The 16,071-nt window shown below is 64.2% G+C and carries 14 protein-coding genes; 6 read left to right on the plus strand and 8 right to left on the minus strand.

The features are described 5' to 3' along the window. Window positions 1-172: 172 nt before the first annotated feature. The gene (locus tag PMM47T1_RS10840; protein WP_008368520.1) at window positions 173-1,699 is read right to left on the minus strand and encodes an AhpA/YtjB family protein; all 1,527 of its coding nucleotides are present in this window, start codon (window positions 1,697-1,699) and stop codon (window positions 173-175) included. 133 nt (window positions 1,700-1,832) lie between these two features. Between PMM47T1_RS10840 and serB the strand changes: the two genes are divergently transcribed. After that, complete coding sequence (serB, locus tag PMM47T1_RS10845) at window positions 1,833-3,032, plus strand: phosphoserine phosphatase SerB (protein WP_008368523.1); 1,200 nt, start codon at window positions 1,833-1,835, stop codon at window positions 3,030-3,032. 127 nt (window positions 3,033-3,159) lie between these two features. Here serB and PMM47T1_RS10850 read toward each other — a convergent pair whose 3' ends face one another. From PMM47T1_RS10850 to PMM47T1_RS10865, 4 genes are all read right to left on the minus strand, one after another. Further along, window positions 3,160-4,923 carry a hypothetical protein gene (locus PMM47T1_RS10850; RefSeq protein WP_008368525.1) on the minus strand — a complete coding sequence of 588 codons (1,764 nt, stop codon included), beginning with the start codon at window positions 4,921-4,923 and terminating at the stop codon, window positions 3,160-3,162. 165 nt (window positions 4,924-5,088) lie between these two features. Continuing rightward, entirely contained in the window at window positions 5,089-5,952 is an 864-nt protein-coding gene (asd, locus tag PMM47T1_RS10855) for an archaetidylserine decarboxylase (protein ID WP_008368527.1), read from the minus strand. Window positions 5,953-5,961: 9 nt separating this feature from the next. Beyond that, window positions 5,962-6,777, minus strand: coding sequence for a thiosulfate sulfurtransferase (gene rhdA / locus PMM47T1_RS10860; RefSeq protein ID WP_008368529.1), 816 nt, complete (start codon window positions 6,775-6,777; stop codon window positions 5,962-5,964). A gap of 46 nt (window positions 6,778-6,823) precedes the next feature. Continuing rightward, window positions 6,824-8,362: an HDOD domain-containing protein gene (locus PMM47T1_RS10865; protein WP_008368531.1), complete on the minus strand. Its 1,539-nt coding sequence runs from the start codon at window positions 8,360-8,362 to the stop codon at window positions 6,824-6,826. 130 nt (window positions 8,363-8,492) lie between these two features. Between PMM47T1_RS10865 and motA the strand changes: the two genes are divergently transcribed. Next, window positions 8,493-9,344 carry a flagellar motor stator protein MotA gene (gene motA, locus PMM47T1_RS10870; RefSeq protein ID WP_008368532.1) on the plus strand — a complete coding sequence of 284 codons (852 nt, stop codon included), beginning with the start codon at window positions 8,493-8,495 and terminating at the stop codon, window positions 9,342-9,344. Window positions 9,345-9,347: 3 nt separating this feature from the next. Next, window positions 9,348-10,412: a flagellar motor protein MotB gene (motB, locus tag PMM47T1_RS10875; protein ID WP_008368535.1), complete on the plus strand. Its 1,065-nt coding sequence runs from the start codon at window positions 9,348-9,350 to the stop codon at window positions 10,410-10,412. 58 nt (window positions 10,413-10,470) lie between these two features. Here motB and PMM47T1_RS10880 read toward each other — a convergent pair whose 3' ends face one another. Together PMM47T1_RS10880 and rsgA are read right to left on the minus strand one after the other, a co-directional pair. Continuing rightward, window positions 10,471-10,869, minus strand: a complete 399-nt coding sequence (locus tag PMM47T1_RS10880) for a TIR domain-containing protein (protein ID WP_008368537.1) — start codon at window positions 10,867-10,869, stop codon at window positions 10,471-10,473. Window positions 10,870-11,160: 291 nt separating this feature from the next. After that, the gene (gene rsgA / locus PMM47T1_RS10885) at window positions 11,161-12,192 is read right to left on the minus strand and encodes a small ribosomal subunit biogenesis GTPase RsgA (protein WP_008368539.1); all 1,032 of its coding nucleotides are present in this window, start codon (window positions 12,190-12,192) and stop codon (window positions 11,161-11,163) included. Between the two features lie 89 nt (window positions 12,193-12,281). Between rsgA and orn the strand changes: the two genes are divergently transcribed. Continuing rightward, window positions 12,282-12,824 carry an oligoribonuclease gene (orn, locus tag PMM47T1_RS10890; RefSeq protein WP_008368541.1) on the plus strand — a complete coding sequence of 181 codons (543 nt, stop codon included), beginning with the start codon at window positions 12,282-12,284 and terminating at the stop codon, window positions 12,822-12,824. 142 nt (window positions 12,825-12,966) lie between these two features. Here the strand turns inward: orn and queG are convergent, their stop codons facing one another. Continuing rightward, window positions 12,967-14,043, minus strand: coding sequence for a tRNA epoxyqueuosine(34) reductase QueG (gene queG, locus PMM47T1_RS10895; RefSeq protein WP_008368543.1), 1,077 nt, complete (start codon window positions 14,041-14,043; stop codon window positions 12,967-12,969). Window positions 14,044-14,109: 66 nt separating this feature from the next. On the opposite strand from queG, the gene PMM47T1_RS10900 reads away from it, so the two are divergent. Beyond that, entirely contained in the window at window positions 14,110-15,609 is a 1,500-nt protein-coding gene (locus PMM47T1_RS10900) for a bifunctional ADP-dependent NAD(P)H-hydrate dehydratase/NAD(P)H-hydrate epimerase (RefSeq protein WP_008368545.1), read from the plus strand. After that, window positions 15,597-16,067 carry a tRNA (adenosine(37)-N6)-threonylcarbamoyltransferase complex ATPase subunit type 1 TsaE gene (gene tsaE, locus PMM47T1_RS10905; RefSeq protein WP_008368547.1) on the plus strand — a complete coding sequence of 157 codons (471 nt, stop codon included), beginning with the start codon at window positions 15,597-15,599 and terminating at the stop codon, window positions 16,065-16,067. Before PMM47T1_RS10900 ends, tsaE begins: the two co-directional genes overlap by 13 nt. The last annotated feature ends 4 nt before the right edge of the window (window positions 16,068-16,071 follow it).

Consider the following 16,071-nt stretch of genomic DNA (forward strand, 5'->3'; position numbering starts at 1 on the left):
AAAGCCCGCAGCGATGCGGGCTTTTTTGTGTGCGGTTACAGGCAATTCCCCCCCCGAGCTGCCGCAGGTTGCGACGGCCCGCAAAGCGGGCCCGCGATCAACATGACACCGCCGAAGGTCCTGCAGACCTTTTCGCAGCCTTGCGGCAGCTCCGGCAGTAACCGTCAGGGCCTTACACGCGGGTTTCGTGCATGCGCGCCAGCTGGCGCTCCAGCAGCGACGGGTAGGGCTCCAGCAGGCGCTCCACACAGCAGGCACCCTCGGGGCTGGCAATGGGGCGAATGCGGGCGCGCTGACGAATCAAGGCGTCGTCGCTGATACGGCGTTCCACCAGCAACAGGTTGCGGCTGTGCTGCGACAGGGCCAGGGCGTCCTGAGCCGGTTCGGTCAGCAACAGGTCGATCTGGCTCATGCCGGCCAAGTCATCGCCCAGCACCAAGCCCAGCTGCAATTGCAGGGTGATGCCGCTGTCGGCTACTTCGATCTGCAACTGATGCCCCAGGGCACGCAGCAGCTCGCCGCAGCAAATGGCGTTGGTCAGGTAGTCTTCGCCACTGCTGTCGCTGTTGAACAGCATGAGCGTGCTGCCGTCATTGAGCGTGTGCAGCTCGCTTTCGTACAGCGAAGCGGCCTGGTCCAGGCAGTCACGGTAGCGTTGCAGCAGCTCCATCAGGCGCGCACGGGGCAGGCGACGCAGTTGCTCCTGGCCGCCCATCTGCACCGCCAGCACGGCGCTGTGCTGTGGCTGGGCAGGGGCCATCGGGGCAGGGGCGGCAGGTTTCACCGCCACGGGCGCCGTGTCGCGCAGGTCGGCGAACGGGTCTTCGCCATCCTCCTCTTCGTCTTCTTCGGCGTGGATCACGCGCTTGGGCGCCGGCTTGGCTACCACCGGCGCGCTTTCGTCGAAGCGTGGGTCGCGCAGGTTGCGGACTTCGAAGGAGGGGCCTTCGTCGTCCTCTTCTTCGTCCTCGAACTCTGGCTCCTCGACCTCAGGCACCGGTGCCGGCTCGGGGGCGAAGCGCTGATGCAGGTCGCGAGCCAGGTCGCCAATCTCGTCCTGGCGCTGAGTGGCCGGGGTGTGTTCGTCGATTTCACGCAGCCACACCCGCAACTGCAGCAGCGGGGTGGAGATGTTGCGGCCCAGGCGCAGGCTCAGTGCCAGCGTCAGCAGTACCAGGATACCCGCCAGAATGCCCATGCTTTCCAGGCTGATGGTCAGGGGCTGCTGGAACTGGCTCATGTCCAGGCTGATGCGCAGGTGGCCGGCGGTCACGTCCTGGAAGGTGATCGTGGTCTCGTACAGGCCGCCGGCTTCACCCAGCAAGCCGGCCTTGGGCCGCGTGCCCGATTCGGCAAGGATGCGGTTGTCCACGCTGTAAATGGCGGCGTGGGCCACCAGCGGGTTCTTGGCCAGGTTGTTGAGCAGCACGTTGAGGCTGAGGATGTCGTTGGACACCAGCAGTTCAGTGGCCGACGTCGCCGTCTGGGTAGTGAGGCTCTGCCCGAGGGCATCGGCCTGCTCGTGCATGGCCTGCTTGAACTGCAAACCCATCACGCAGGCGTAGATCACCAGCGCCAGGGCGACCAGCAACACATTGAGGCTGGCGATGCGCAATGCAATCGGTGCACGGCGGTGGCGCAGTGCACGGAAGATCAGCAGGAAGAAGTTGTCGGTTTTTACTGGCGTGGGCCGGTTCACTGAGCGCGGCTCTTTATGTCCGTGAAGTTGCTGCGCAGTATAGCGACAGGCCCCAGAGCGGCAAAGCGCTGCCTGTGCCCGATGGTCACTGAAAGTAGGTAGAATGCGATTTTTTACACGAACGGGGTGCCCTTTGCGCGAAATCGTCCTGATCAACATCATCGGTTCCGACCGTCCTGGCCTGTTGGCGGCCATCACCGGTGCCCTGGCCGAGGATGGCGTGCGCATTCTGGACATTGCCCAGTCGCTGTTGCACGGCGCCCAGTCCCTGGCCGTGGTCGCCAGTGCCGACGACAGCGCCCGCCTGGCGGTGCTTCGCGAGCGCATCCAGGCAGTGGCCGGGCCACAGGCGCGCTTTACCGCGCTGTCGGAAAAGGACTACCTGGCCTGGGCTCAGGGCGGCATTGATGACCGCTATGTGCTGACGCTGATGAGCCGTGAAATTACCGCTGCGCAGGTGCAGTCGGTGACCGAAATTGCCGTCCGTCATGGCCTGGCGATTGAAGCCATGGACCGTCTGTCGGGTCGCCCGCGCCTTCACGCGGCCGCAGCCCAAGCGAAGGCGTGCGTGGAGTTCACCGCTCGCGGCGTGCCAGCGGATATCGCCGCCCTGCGCCGCGATTTCCTGGCTGCCGCCATGCTGCTGGACGCCGACATCGCCATTCAGCACGACGACCTTTACCGCCGTAACCGCCGCCTGGCGGTGTTCGACATGGACTCCACACTGATCCAGGCCGAAGTGATCGACGAACTGGCCAAGGCCCACGGCGTTGGTCACCTGGTGTCGGAGATCACCGAGCGTGCCATGCGCGGCGAATTGGATTTCCGCGCCAGCTTCAAGGAGCGCATGGCGCTGCTGCAGGGCCTGGATGTCAGCGTGCTGGACGCCATCGGTGCTTCGTTGCGCCTGACCGAGGGTGCCGAGGTGCTGTTTGCCGAGCTCAAGCGGCTAGGCTACAAGACCGCAATCCTCTCGGGCGGCTTCACCTACTTTGCCAAGCAGGTACAGGCCAAGCTGGGCATCGACTATGTGTTCGCCAACGAACTGCAGGTGGTAGACGGCAAGTGTACCGGCGTTGCCGTGGAGCCGATCGTCGACGCCCAGCGCAAGGCCGACCTGCTGGTTGAACTGGCCGAGAAGGAAGGCCTGACCCTGGAGCAGACCATTGCCGTGGGCGACGGTGCCAACGACCTGCCGATGCTGGCGAAGGCCGGCCTGGGCGTGGCCTTCCGCGCCAAGCCGCTGGTCAAGCAGTCGGCGCGCCACAACATCACCACCCTGGGCCTGGATGGGGTGCTGTACCTGCTCGGCGTGCGCGACGGCCAGGCTTGATGGTTTTGCGTTGAGCTGACGCAGCCTTCGGCACCTACATCGGCGTTGGTTGGACAGAGTGTGGGACCTGGCAAGCCAGCTCCCACAAAAGCCCGTTGCGGCTACACGGGTTGGGCGGCAAGCATCATCAAAGATCCTTCCACAACGAATCGAACTCGCTGCCCGGCTGCGTCGCGGCATGGGCGGCTTCCAGTACACGGTATTCAAACTGGTTGAAGCTGCCGGTGGAGCTGACCTTGCGGCCCAGGTGGGCGCGGTTTTCTTCGCCGTGGGTGTTGATCATCACCTTTTGGCCTTCCTGGAAGGGCAGGCGTGGGGCAATCAGCGAGGCCTGGATGTCGATGGCGCGGATTTCCGGCAGTTGCAGGCCGCGTACGTACTGGCTGCTCTGTTCATTGCTGCGCAGCAATTGCAGGCCGCAGGGGTGGGCGTGGGGAGCGATCAGTTCGATGCCCATCTGCGTGCCACCGCCGCGCACTTGGCGAATCCAGCGCACCACGGCCACGCTCCAGCCCTGTTGAGGGGCGTCCTGAATACCCACCAGCTCGCCCGCCTGCAACTGCGCAGGTACTTCTTTGAGCCACGCCAGGCAGTAACCGCCAGGGCTGTGGTTGACGATCTGCAGTTCGTGCACCGGGTACTCGCGCGTTTGCGCAGCCCCGCCATCAAGGTCCATGGCCGGGTACTCGATTTCCTCGTAAGGCAGCAGGTCATGATTGTCGCCGGTCTTGGCCGCGTCGAAGGCCAGGGTCCAGCTGTCGCTCGCGGTATCGCGCTTGCCGGCGCTGAAGCTTGCGCTGGCACCGACTTCCGGGCGCTTGAGCAGCTCGCTGAAGCTGCGCTCGCCGCCCAGGTAGTAATGCAGCGTGCTCATGCCGATGCACAGGCTCATGCTGCCTTGGCCCGGCGTGCGCTGGAAGGTTCGCTCCGCCACGTCGCCCCAGGCGGCGGCCAGGTGCTGGAGCATGTCGATGGTCATTCCTGGCGGTACTGCCAGGCCGGAGCGTTGGCGCTGTTCGGGCGGTAGCTGCAGCCATTCGGTAATGGCCTTCACCAGCGGGCGGGGGTCGAGCCCCACCATTTGTGGCAGCTGGGCGGCCGGGAACAGGCTTTTGTAGCGGGGAGCGGCATCGGCATCGGGCGCTACGGCAAATTGTGCCCCGGCCTGGCTGGCGGGCACCACGCTGGTCAGCGCGCTCCAGGGCTCCAGCACGTTGGACAGTTGCAGAATGGCTTGCTGGCGCATCTGGTTGCAACGCGAACTGCCCATCAGCAGGGCGGTGGCGTACGTCTGCTCGATGCTTTGGTGGTGGGCCTGGCTCACCAGGTCGTCGGTGACGAAGGTGCGATGCAGCTGATGCTTGAGCGCAACCTGATACAGCTGGTGCACTTCCAGCCACAGGCCTTCGGGCACCGGGCAATAGAGCAGGCTGGCGCGCACCAGGGGGCCCTTGAGTGCATGCATCGCCCGCTGTATGGCCGTGGCCAACAACAGGTTGCGGTCTTTCAGGCGTGCTGACACCCGTAGCACCACCTGCTTGTAGCCCACGGCCAGCAGGTTCTGCAGGGCCTGGCACAGGTTGGCGATCTTGCGGGCGCGGTCGTCCAGCACCACAGACTGGTTGAGGAAGTGCCGTTCCAGGTGGTTGCAAACGAAATACACTTCCGGGCGCAGCAGTTCCAGCAGTTGCAGGCGGTTTTCGCTGGCAGTGACCAACTGGTTCAGTTCTATCAGGCCCTGATAGAGCTGGCGAGCGGTTTCCCCCAGGTTGGCCTTGGGCAGCGTGGCAATCCAGCGCTTGAGATCGCGAGGCGTGGCATCGCAGAACGACAGGCTGGCTTGCGTTGGCGTTGGGGCGCGCAAAAGAGGTGGCGGGGTGGCGGCGGACATCTGGCGGTTCCCGTTGAGTCAGTCGAGCTTGGGCGGCCTATTGTCACCCTTTGCGGCAAAGACTGCACGGCCTTGGCGTCGCAGGCAACCAGTAACCTGTCGCCGCTGTCGCCCATCTGTGGGAGCCGGCAAGCCAACTCCCACAAAAACAGGACACTAGAGGGGTCAGGCGTCGGCGCCTTGGCCGATACGCTGGCCCATGCTGACCGGGGAGCCTGCGCCCAGTTCGTGGGCCCATTTCACTTGTCCAGGGCCAAACAGTACGACTGCAGTGGAACCCAGCTTGAAGCGGCCCAGTTCGGCGCCTTTTTCCAAGTGAATGGGCGCGCGCGCGGCTTCATCATAGCGAACGGTCTTGAGTTCACGCTTGGGTGGTGTGACCAGCCCGGCCCATACGGTTTCCACCGAGGCCACGATCATCGCGCCCACCAGTACCACGGCCATCGGGCCGCGTTCGGTGTCGAACAGGCATACCACACGCTCGTTGCGGGCAAACAGCTCCGGCACGTTTTCGGCGGTGGTCTGGTTGACTGAGAACAGGCGGCCAGGCACATAGACCATTTCGCGCAGGGTGCCGGCCAGCGGCATGTGCACGCGGTGGTAGTCCTTGGGCGACAGGTAAATGGTGGCGAATTCGCCGCCCATGAACGGCGCCGCGTTGGCCGGGTCACCACCCAGCAGTTCAAGGGCGCTGAAGCTGTGGCCCTTGGCCTGGAATATACGGCCGTGCTCAATGGCGCCCAACTGGCTGACGGCGCCGTCGGCCGGGCTCAGGATTGCGCCGGGCGTTGTGTCCAGGGGACGGGCGCCGGGCTTCAGTGCGCGGGTGAAGAAGTCGTTGAAATGCTCGTAGGCGGTCAGGTCTTCGACCAGGGCCTGGGACATGTCCACCTGGTAGCGCTTGGCGAACCAGGCGGTGAAGGCATTCTTGAACCAGCGCACGCGGCATTCGGCCACGCAGCCCGCCAGGCGGGACAGCAGGTGGTGTGGCAGCAGATACTGGCTGAGGATAAACAAACGGGATTTCATCGAGTGTCCTTAAACTTCAACGGGCGTGTCGGGGTGATTGCCCCATTCGCCCCATGAACCGGCGTAGCCTTTGACGCGTGGATAACCGAGCGCCTTGGCCACCAGATAGGTAAAGCCGGAACGGTGGTGGGTCTGGCAGTGGGTAATGATTTCCTTGTCGCGGGTGATGCCCAGGTCGTCAAGGATGAGTTGCATGTCGGTGCGGATGCGCAGGTCGCGCGCCTTGTCCATGCCGGCGGTCCATTCGAAATTGATGGCGCCGGGCACGTGCCCGCCCTTGGCCGCCAGCACCTTCTCGCCGCTGAACTCCAGCGGGCCGCGTGCGTCCCACACCGCCAGGTCGGCAGCGCCCAGGCGGCTTTGCAGGTATTCGCGGGTGGCGGTGGGTTCGTCGTGCAGGGTCAGGGCCAGCGAGCCTTGATGGGGCGCCGGTACGTCGCTGTCCAGCGGCAGCTGCGCCGCTTCCCAGGCCAGTGCGCCGCCGTCCAGGTAATGGTATTTATCGTGGCCGATGACATCCAGCAGCCAGATGAAGCGGCCAGCCCAGCCACCACCTTCGTCGTCGTAGACCACGTACACCGCGTCGCGGTGGTGCCCCAGTTCGGCGAACAGTGTTTCCAGTGCTGCCTGGGTTGGCAGCAGGCCGGGCGCCGGCGGCTGGCCCAGTTGCGTGCGCTTGGGGTCCACGAAGCGGGCGCCGGGAATGTGCCCGGTGGCGTAGCGCGCTGCGCTGGTCAGGTCGACAAGAATCAGCTCTGGAGCGTCGAGGCGTTGTTGCAGCTGGACGGCTTCGATCACCAGCGGCAGACCCGAGAAATCAGCCATGTGAGGTCTCCAGATTGAAAATAGGGGACAGATTGTAGCGCATGCTTCAGGCGCCGCGCTTACTGAAGGTGGTGAGGGCGCGCTCAATGCATTGCGCGGTTTTACCGAACGCCTGCACCGAGATTTCCGAGAACGGACCACCGCCCTGGTCAGCGGCCACCAGCATCACCACCCGGTCGTTGCTGGCCAGCGAGCGCAACAGCAGGTTATCGCCCTTGAACAGCCCGCGCAGACTGGAGGGGATCAGGGCCGAGAACTGGGCGTTGTTCTGGGGGGTCAGGCGAATGTGCGCGGCCTTGCCCAGCAGGCGCTGCAGGACCGTGCTCTGGCTGATCAGCAGGTTCAGGTTGGCGGCATCGGCGGGCAGGCCGGCGACCTGATGAACGCGCAGGCTGGTCTGCTCCTTGTCGATCATCAACAGCATCACCCGCTTCATGCCGCATGCCACCAGCGCGTCGCGGGCGTAGGTGGTGAGGTGCATGGCGTTGGTGAACCGGCTGGGTTCTATCAGCAATTCGGCGCAGTACTTGCGCCACGTGGCCAGGTCGTCGGCGGTGGGCGGCGGCGCAGGCAGCATGCCGCGGTGCACGCGGCGGATGTTCCAGGGCCATACCAGCGCTTCGGCTGGGTGCCACAGGCCGGGCGCTGCATAGTGGCGAGCGTTCTGCACGGCCTGCTGGTGTACCTGTTGCTGCAGTTCGTCCAGGGGCATTTGCAGGTACAGGCAAGTCAGGTATTGCCAGCGTAGGGCATGGGGGGTGTCCCAGGCTTCGTGGGACGCCAGGGCCAGGCCGTTGGCCAGCACCACGGTATTGGCGGGCTGGTTGAGCCAGCGGCGCAGGCCAGGGTCATCGTCCAGGCGCTGTTGCTGGCGCAGCCGGTGTTCGTCGTCACGGGCGATGTGCAGCACCTTGACGAATTCGCGCTGCTCATCGAGCAGCAGGTTGTAGCCGTGGTGAATCCAGGCGGGCAGGCGCCATAGCTGGGCCAGGCTCTGGCACAGGTTGAGCAGGCGTACGCCAAACAATTCCAGTTCGACCTTGGCCGCGGCCTCGCCTTTGTGCACCACCCGCAGTTCCCATTCCTCCAGCAGGCCTGCGTGGGTCACCGCCAGTGGCCACAGCGGCGACAGGAACAGCAGGCTGCCCCAGTGGATTTCCTGCCACAGGCGCGCCAGGCGTGCCGCGAACAGGCCGTTGGCCTGCTGGGCCGCGTGCTGGCTGATTAGCAGCAGTTGGCGCAGGCCGCGGGGCATGTCCTCGGGCAGCGACGTGGGCAGTCGTTCCAGCAGTTCTTCGGTGCGTTTGAGGCCCAGGCGGTTCAGGGCTATTTCCAGGCTTTCCACCGGTTCGGCCAGGCTCTGGTGCACGTGATGGTTGGCTTCGCGGATAACGCTGAGCACCAATGCCGGGCTATCCTGCATCAGTTCGGCTATTTCGCGCAGTGAGCTGCGGCTGTCGCCCAGGGCTGCGAGCACGCGTTCATGGCTTGCCACCGGGACCGGCAAACGCACGCTGTCGAGCAGCTTGAGCCAGTCTGGGAGGGTACGAGGAGTCTTGGTCGTCACGTTGGGCTCAATGGGCATGCTGGGAGGACCGAACTGGCTTTTCACCTTTTCAGGCTATAGTCTGGCGCAGAACTGCCGATAAGTAGAACAAGAGATTTAGAATCTTGCGCCCACACCCCTGACCACGACATGTAAGTGCTTCCAATCTATGGCTAAAATTATCGGCATCATCGTCGTATTCGCGAGTGTGCTCGGCGGATATGTTCTGTCCCACGGTAAGATCGCAGCGTTGATTCAGCCTTTCGAAGTGCTGATCATCGGTGGCGCCGCCTTTGGTGCTTTCCTGCAGGCCAACCCGGGATACATGACCATGAAGGTCATCAAGAAGTCCCTGGGCATGTTCAAGTCTCGGTTCTCGCACAGCTTCTATATGGAAGTGCTGGGCCTGGTCTACGAGATCCTCAACAAGAGCCGGCGCGAAGGCATGATGGCAATCGAGAGCGATATCGAAGACGCTTCCGCCAGCCCCATTTTCGCCAAATACCCCACCGTGCTCAAAGACGAGCGCATGACCGCCTACATCTGCGATTACCTGCGCATCATGTCCTCCGGCAACATGGCCCCCCATGAGCTGGAAGGCCTGTTCGACATGGAACTGCAGAGCATGAAGGAAGAGCTCGAGCACACCTCGCACGCCGTGACCGGCATCGCCGACGGCATGCCTGGCTTCGGCATCGTCGCGGCGGTACTGGGTATTGTGGTGACCATGGCCTCGCTGGGTGACGGCGACAAGGCGGTGATCGGTGCCCACGTGGGTGGCGCACTGGTAGGTACCTTCTTCGGTATTCTTGCCGCATATGGTTTCATGGGCCCGCTGGCTACTTCCCTGGGCCACGATGCCAAGGAAGAGGTCAACCTGTACGAGGCCATCAAGGCGTCGCTGGTGGCTTCCGCTTCGGGCATGCCGCCGTCGCTGGCCGTGGAGTTCGGCCGCAAGGTGCTGTTCCCCGCCCACCGCCCAAGCTTTGCCGAGCTGGAACAAGCGGTTCGCGGTCGCTGAGTCATGGAAAATAACCAGCCGATAATCATCAAGCGCGTCAAGCGCTTCGCCGGCGGCCACCACGGCGGTGCCTGGAAAATCGCCTTCGCCGACTTTGCCACGGCCATGATGGCGTTCTTCCTGGTGCTGTGGTTGCTGTCCACGGCCACCCCGGAGCAGAAACTGGCCATCGCCGGCTATTTCCAAGACCCGGTGGGCTTCTCTGAAAGTGGCTCGCCCTACATCATCGACATGGGCGGCACGCCCAAGCTGGCCCCCGACAAAACCCTGAATCCGGACATCGAGACCTCGCCGCCGACGCCACAGACGCCGGACAAGATCAACGAGAACGACGCCGAGGCCGCTGCCGAGAAGATCGACCAGGAACGCCTGAACCTGCTGTTGCAGGAACTGCAGAACAAGGTTGACCAGAACCCGCAGTTGCAGAAGTTCAAGGACCAGATCCTCTTCGAGATCACCCAGGAAGGCCTGCGTATCCAGATCATGGACGCCGAGAACCGGCCGATGTTCGATAGCGGCAGTGCGCGCCTCAAGCCGTATTTCGAGGACATCCTGCTGGCCATGGCCGACACCATCAAGGCGGTGCCGAACAAGATCAGCGTCAGTGGCCACACCGATGCCCAGCCGTATGCCGGCCAGGGTGACTTCGGCAACTGGGAGCTGTCGGCCAACCGTGCCAACGCCGCACGCCGTGCGCTGGAGGGGGGTGGTTATCCGGATGACCAGGTGGCGCGCGTGGTGGGTTACGCCTCGTCGTCGCTGTTCGACCGCAAGAACCCGCTGAACCCGGTCAACCGCCGCATCGATATCGTGGTCCTGACCAAAAAGGCCCAGCGCGAGATCGAGGGTGAGGGTGCGGACAAGCCAGCGCCGGGTGCTCCGGCCGCCACGCCAGGTGCTCCCGGCGTCCCGGCCACACCTGGCGCGCCAGGTGCAGCGCCGGGTGCGGCCGGCAAGCCGAGCCCATCGGCGGTCGACCCGACGGCGCCCATGCAACCCCATGAGCTGCGGCAGAAGCTGAACCTGTTCGAAGATGGCACTTTGAAGCTCGACGAGCCCGGCAAGTAATCAGCCGGACTTCACCCACAACGCCCGCCCCGACCCTGTCGCGGCGGGCGTTGTGCATTCAGGCGTGCAGGGTGATGGCGCCGATGATGTGGCGGGTGCTCCAGGCACATTCGGCATTGGCGGCGTTGCGCACCGTGGGCGAAATGCGCTCGGCGCCAAAGGGTTTGATGGCGATGATCGCCTTGCCCAGCCGCCGCGCAACCTCGATTTCCTTATCTATCCACCTTCCATAAGTGGGGTACACGCCCGCCATGATCACCAGCGCCGAGCAGGGTTGCAGGTGCTCTACAATCGCTTGTTCCAGTTCCAGGGCGCTGGCCTCGACAATCGGATGTGGCGCGGGCAGGGCATGGCTCTTGAAGTTGAACGTGGTATCACGCCCAAGCAGGTCGAGCAGGCGTTCATAGGCATCCGAATAGTCCCAGGAATGGCTGATGAACAGGTGGTAGGTCGACATGGCAGTCCCTTTCAGTCGGTAATCGATGACAGGGCTGAAGATCGTTCAGAAGTGTTTTAACAGGCAAGGGATGACGTGTGAAAGAGACCGTTCCTACGGCAGAAGGTAAAATTTCCTACAAATTTTTCCCTAAGAATACCCCTGTGGCCGCTGCCGTCAGGCTGCGTTGGCCTGGTGGACGCTGAAGATCTGCGGCGTACTCGCGGCCCAGCGCAGCTTGGCGGCAGCGGCTGCAAGGCCGCTGGCAAGCGCAAATATGTAGCCGCTGCCGAAGGCTGCAGCTGCAAGTGGTCAGTAGGAATCTTCTGGCAGGCTGGCGATGATCGAGCGGTAGCTGTTCATTCGCTGCTGCTGCACGCGGCCGTCTTCCAGTGCCTTGAGCAGTGCGCAGCCCGGTTCGCGGTCATGCTTGCAATCGCGGAAACGGCAACGGCCGATCAGGTCGTCGAACTCGATGAAGCCCGCTTCCACGTCTGCGCGGCTGACGTGGCCCAGGCCGAATTCACGGATACCTGGGGAGTCAATCAGCTCACCGCCACCGGGGAAGTGGAACAGGCGAGCCGTGGTGGTGGTGTGGGTGCCCTGCCCGGACAGCTCAGACAGCGGGCCGACTCGGGTCTGCACTTCCGGCAGCAGGCTGTTGACCAGCGATGACTTGCCCACGCCCGACTGGCCTACGAACACGCTGATATGGCCATCCAGGCGCGCCTGGAGCTGTTGCATGCCGTCGCCATGGTGGGCCGACACTTCCAGCAGCGGGTAGCCCAACTGCCGGTACACGGCCAGCAACGCGTTGAGCGCGGGGGCGTTTTGCTCGTCGATCAGGTCGGCCTTGTTCAGCAGCAATAACGGGTGGATGCCCGCGTGCTCGGCGGCCACCAGGTAGCGGTCGATCAGGTTGGCGTGAGGTTCGGGCATGGGCGCGAACACAATCACGATAAGGTCGACGTTGGCGGCTACCGGCTTGAGCTGGCCACGGCTGTCGGGGCGGCACAGCTCGGTGCTGCGCGGCAGTTGCGCGACGATGACGCCAATGCCCTGGTTGCCGGCACGCCACACCACGGTGTCGCCGGTGACCAGCGCTGGCAGGTTGGCGCGCAAGTGGCAGCGGAACACCTGGCCGGCCAGTTCGCCTTCCTGGGCCTCCACTTCAACCTGAACGCCGAAGTGCGCGATGACCAGGCCCGTCTGCTCGGGCCCCAGGTCGCCGCCTTCCAGCGTTTCCAGGGTATGGGACTCGCGTTTGGCGGCGCGAGCGGCGCGCTCACCCTGGATTTTTTCGATGCGCCAGTTCTGGCGACGGTTGAGCTGGCGTTTGGCCATGAGTGTTCCGTGCGGGGGTAATTGAAACGGCGACGAGTTTAGCATGCCCGGCTGAGCTAAACTGCCCAGTCAAGCCGAGGAGCCCCTACATGCAAAACGCCAACAACCTGATCTGGATCGACCTGGAAATGACCGGCCTGGATCCCGACAGCGATGTGATCATCGAAATGGCCACCATCGTCACCGACAGCGACCTTAACACCCTGGCCGAAGGCCCGGTAATCGCCATCCATCACAGTGACGAAGTCCTTGCCCGCATGGACGAGTGGAACACCCGCACCCACGGCAACTCGGGCCTGACCCAGCGCGTGCGCGACAGCAAAGTCAGCATGGCCGAGGCCGAGGCCCAGACCATCGCCTTCCTGGAACAGTGGGTACCCAAGGGCAAGTCGCCTATCTGCGGCAACAGCATCTGCCAGGACCGCCGCTTCCTGTACCGACACATGCGCGGCCTGGAAACCTACTTCCACTACCGCAACCTCGACGTCTCCACCCTCAAGGAGCTGGCTGCGCGCTGGGCGCCAGAGGTCAAGGACGGCTTCAAGAAGGGCAGCACCCACCTGGCGCTGGACGACATTCGCGAGTCGATTGCCGAGCTGCAGCATTACCGCAAGCATTTCATCAAGTTTTGATTGCCCCGCGCAGCTGCCGTCTGTGGGAGCGGGGGGGGGGGGGCGGGCCATCCGGTTCTACCCGCGAAAAGGGCGCCGCGCAATCTCTGATACCCCGCAGTGCCTGCTTCGCGGGCAGAGCCCGCTCCCACAAGGGTAATATTCAGCAGGCTTCAGCCCGCTGCGCATGTTGACGCAACGCCCACTCCACATGCTCGCGCACCAGTTCGGAGGGGTGTTGGCGCCGCGCCTCCAGCGCTTCCAGTACCACAATGGTCGACGGCGCATTGCCCAGCCCCACCGCCAGGTTGCGCAGCCAGCGTTCATAGCCGGCGCGGCGCAGCGGTGAGCCCTCGGTGCTGCTGAGAAATTTGTCCTCATCCCACATGAACAGCTCTGCCAGCCCCGCGTTGTCAAGGTTGTGCCGCGGCTTGAAATCGCCTTCGCCACTGGGCCGGGCAAAGCGGTTCCAGGGGCAGACTATCTGGCAATCGTCGCAGCCGAACACGCGGTTGCCGATCAGCGGGCGCAGGTCCTCGGGAATGGCGGTCTTGAGTTCGATGGTCAGGTAAGAGATGCAGCGGCGCGCGTCCAGTACATAGGGGCCGACAAAGGCGTTGGTCGGGCAGATGTCCAGGCAGGCGCTGCAGCGGCCGCAGTGCTCGGTGGCGTGCGGCTCGTCCACCGGCAGCGGCAGGTCGACGAACAGCTCGCTGAGGAAGAAATAGCTGCCGGCCTTGCGGTTCAGCACCAGGGTGTTCTTGCCTATCCAGCCCAGGCCGGCCTGTTCGGCGATGGCTTTTTCCAGCACCGGCGCGCTGTCGACGAAGGCGCGGAAGCCGAAAGGGCCGATTTCCTGCTGGATACGGTCGGCCAGTTGCTGCACGCGCTTGCGGATCAGCTTGTGGTAGTCGCGGCCCAGGGCGTAGCGCGAGATGTAGGCCTTTTCCGGCTGGGCCAGCCGTTGCGCCATGCCGGTGTCGCCAGGCAGGTAGTCCATGCGCAGCGACACCACGCGCAAGGTGCCCGGTACCAATTGCTCGGGGTGCGAGCGTTTGCTGCCATGGGCGCCCATGTAGTCCATGTCGCCGTGGTAGCCAGCTGCCAGCCAGCGCTCCAGGTGCTGTTCGTGCTCGCCAAGGTCCAGGCCGGCGATGCCGACTTGCTGGAAGCCCAGTTCTCGGCCCCATTCTTTGATGGAGTGGGCCAGGGCGGGTAAATCGGCGATGACGGCAGACATGCGAAGAGGGAAACCGGAGCTGAGGTAGGTATAATTCTGCCAGACATTGCGAGTGAACGTTCAATCATGCCACTGCCAGACGACGACTTACCCGACCTGCTGTACACCGCAGCCCAGGTGCGGGCGCTGGACGCTGCCCTGATTGCGGCCGGCACCGATGGTTTCGAATTGATGCAACGCGCCGCCCGGGCGGCCTGGCGCGCCCTGCGCCGGCAGTGGCCGGAGGCTGACCAGATGACGGTACTTGCCGGCCATGGCAACAACGCCGGCGATGGCTATCTGATCGCCGCGCTGGCGCAGCGAGCGGGTTGGGCCGTCAGCGTGCTGGCGGTGGGCGACGTTGACCGGTTGAACGGTGATGCCGCCACGGCACTGGCGCAGGCGCGTGCCGGCCAGGTCGATATCCAGCCGTGGGCGGCAGATGCATTCTTGCAGGGCGTGGTGGTGGATGCGTTGCTGGGCACGGGCCTCAAGGGGCCGGTGAAAGCGCCTTACGCCCAGGCTATCGAGGTGATCAACGGCAGCGGCCTGCCGGTGCTGGCGGTGGATATCCCGTCGGGCTTGTGCGCCGACACCGGCCAGGTGCTGGGCTGTGCCGTGCAGGCAGAGCTGACCGTGACGTTCATTGGCCTCAAGTTGGGCCTGTTCTGCGGCCAGGCGCCGGATCATGTGGGCCGGTTGGTGTTCGATGATCTGCTGGCCGATGGCGCCATCGTTGCTGCACAACCGCTCACCGCCCGGCGGCTGCACGCGGCGTCCCTGCCAAGGCCGGCCGCGCGGCCGATGACTGCCCACAAGGGCCAGTTTGGCCGCGTGCTGGTGATCGGCGGCGACCATGGCACCGGCGGCGCCACGCTGATGAGCGCCGAGTCGGCACTGCGCAGTGGTGCCGGCATGGTGACCCTGGCCACCCGCCAGGAGCACGTCGCTGCGGCCCTGACGCGCCTGCCCGAGGTGATGGCCCTGGGCGTGCAGTCGTCCAACCAATTGCTCGACCCGCTGGGCAAGGCCGATATCGTCGTCATCGGTCCCGGCCTTGGCCAGGGCAGTTGGGGCCGCAGCCTGCTATCAATGGCCGCCACCGGCACTCAAGCGCAGGTGTGGGATGCCGATGCCCTGAATCAGTTGGCCGAGGGCCGCGCCACGCTGCCCGCTGGTTCCATCATTACTCCGCATCCGGGGGAGGCTGCGCGCCTGCTGGGGGTGACCACCGTGCAAATCCAGGCCGACCGCGGCCATGCAGCGCTTGCCCTGGCGAAAAAGTTTTCGACAATTTGTGTACTGAAAGGCAGCGGCAGCCTGATCGCCGCTGCCGATGGTCGCCTGGCCCTGTGTGATCGCGGCCACCCGGCCATGGCCACGGCAGGGCTGGGGGACGTGTTGGCCGGTTTGCTGGGGGCACTTCTGGCCCAGCACATGGCGCCGTATGATGCCGCCTGTCTGGGCGTGTGGCTGCATGCGCGGGCCGGTGAGCAACAAGGTAGCAAGGGCCGCGGGCTGGCGGCCACCGATTTGATTCCAGCCATACGTCAGGTGTTCGAGGAGCTGTGCCCTTGTCTGAAATAACGCTGTTTCTGGCCGATGAAAACGCCATGGTCGAGTTTGGCGGCCGTCTGGCACGGGTCACCCAGGCCGTCGGGGTGATTTTCCTCGAAGGTGACTTGGGGGCTGGTAAAACCACGCTCTCCCGGGGGCTGATCCGCGGCCTGGGGCATGAGGGTGCGGTGAAAAGCCCGACCTTTACACTGGTGGAACCTTACGAGTCTGCGAGCTTTCGCGCCTATCATTTTGATCTGTATCGCCTTGTCGATCCTGAAGAACTGGAATTTCTTGGCATTCGGGATTACTTTGAAGGTGACGCTCTCTGTCTGATTGAGTGGCCTCAGCGTGGCGCGGGCTTTTTGCCAAAGCCTGACCTGACCATTACCATACGCCCCCACGCGGGCGGCCGTTCGCTGACTCTGACGCCACAAGGCGCGCGTGGCGAGTCGTGGTGTGCCGTCCTGGCACAGGAAATCAAATAATTTT

Origin of the sequence: Pseudomonas sp. M47T1 (genome assembly GCF_000263855.1) — a bacterium.
In the GTDB taxonomy this organism is placed as follows: Bacteria; Pseudomonadota; Gammaproteobacteria; order Pseudomonadales; family Pseudomonadaceae; genus Aquipseudomonas.

What these genes read in the sequence shown, in the direction of transcription:
- PMM47T1_RS10850 (WP_008368525.1), bottom strand. Translation starts at nt 4,923, where the DNA reads ATGTCCGCCGCCACCCCGCCACCTCTTTTGCGCGCCCCAACGCCAACG.
- asd (WP_008368527.1), bottom strand. Translation starts at nt 5,952, where the DNA reads ATGAAATCCCGTTTGTTTATCCTCAGCCAGTATCTGCTGCCACACCAC.
- rhdA (WP_008368529.1), bottom strand. Translation starts at nt 6,777, where the DNA reads ATGGCTGATTTCTCGGGTCTGCCGCTGGTGATCGAAGCCGTCCAGCTG.
- PMM47T1_RS10865 (WP_008368531.1), bottom strand. Translation starts at nt 8,362, where the DNA reads ATGCCCATTGAGCCCAACGTGACGACCAAGACTCCTCGTACCCTCCCA.
- motA (WP_008368532.1), top strand. Translation starts at nt 8,493, where the DNA reads ATGGCTAAAATTATCGGCATCATCGTCGTATTCGCGAGTGTGCTCGGC.
- motB (WP_008368535.1), top strand. Translation starts at nt 9,348, where the DNA reads ATGGAAAATAACCAGCCGATAATCATCAAGCGCGTCAAGCGCTTCGCC.
- PMM47T1_RS10880 (WP_008368537.1), bottom strand. Translation starts at nt 10,869, where the DNA reads ATGTCGACCTACCACCTGTTCATCAGCCATTCCTGGGACTATTCGGAT.
- rsgA (WP_008368539.1), bottom strand. Translation starts at nt 12,192, where the DNA reads ATGGCCAAACGCCAGCTCAACCGTCGCCAGAACTGGCGCATCGAAAAA.
- orn (WP_008368541.1), top strand. Translation starts at nt 12,282, where the DNA reads ATGCAAAACGCCAACAACCTGATCTGGATCGACCTGGAAATGACCGGC.
- queG (WP_008368543.1), bottom strand. Translation starts at nt 14,043, where the DNA reads ATGTCTGCCGTCATCGCCGATTTACCCGCCCTGGCCCACTCCATCAAA.
- PMM47T1_RS10900 (WP_008368545.1), top strand. Translation starts at nt 14,110, where the DNA reads ATGCCACTGCCAGACGACGACTTACCCGACCTGCTGTACACCGCAGCC.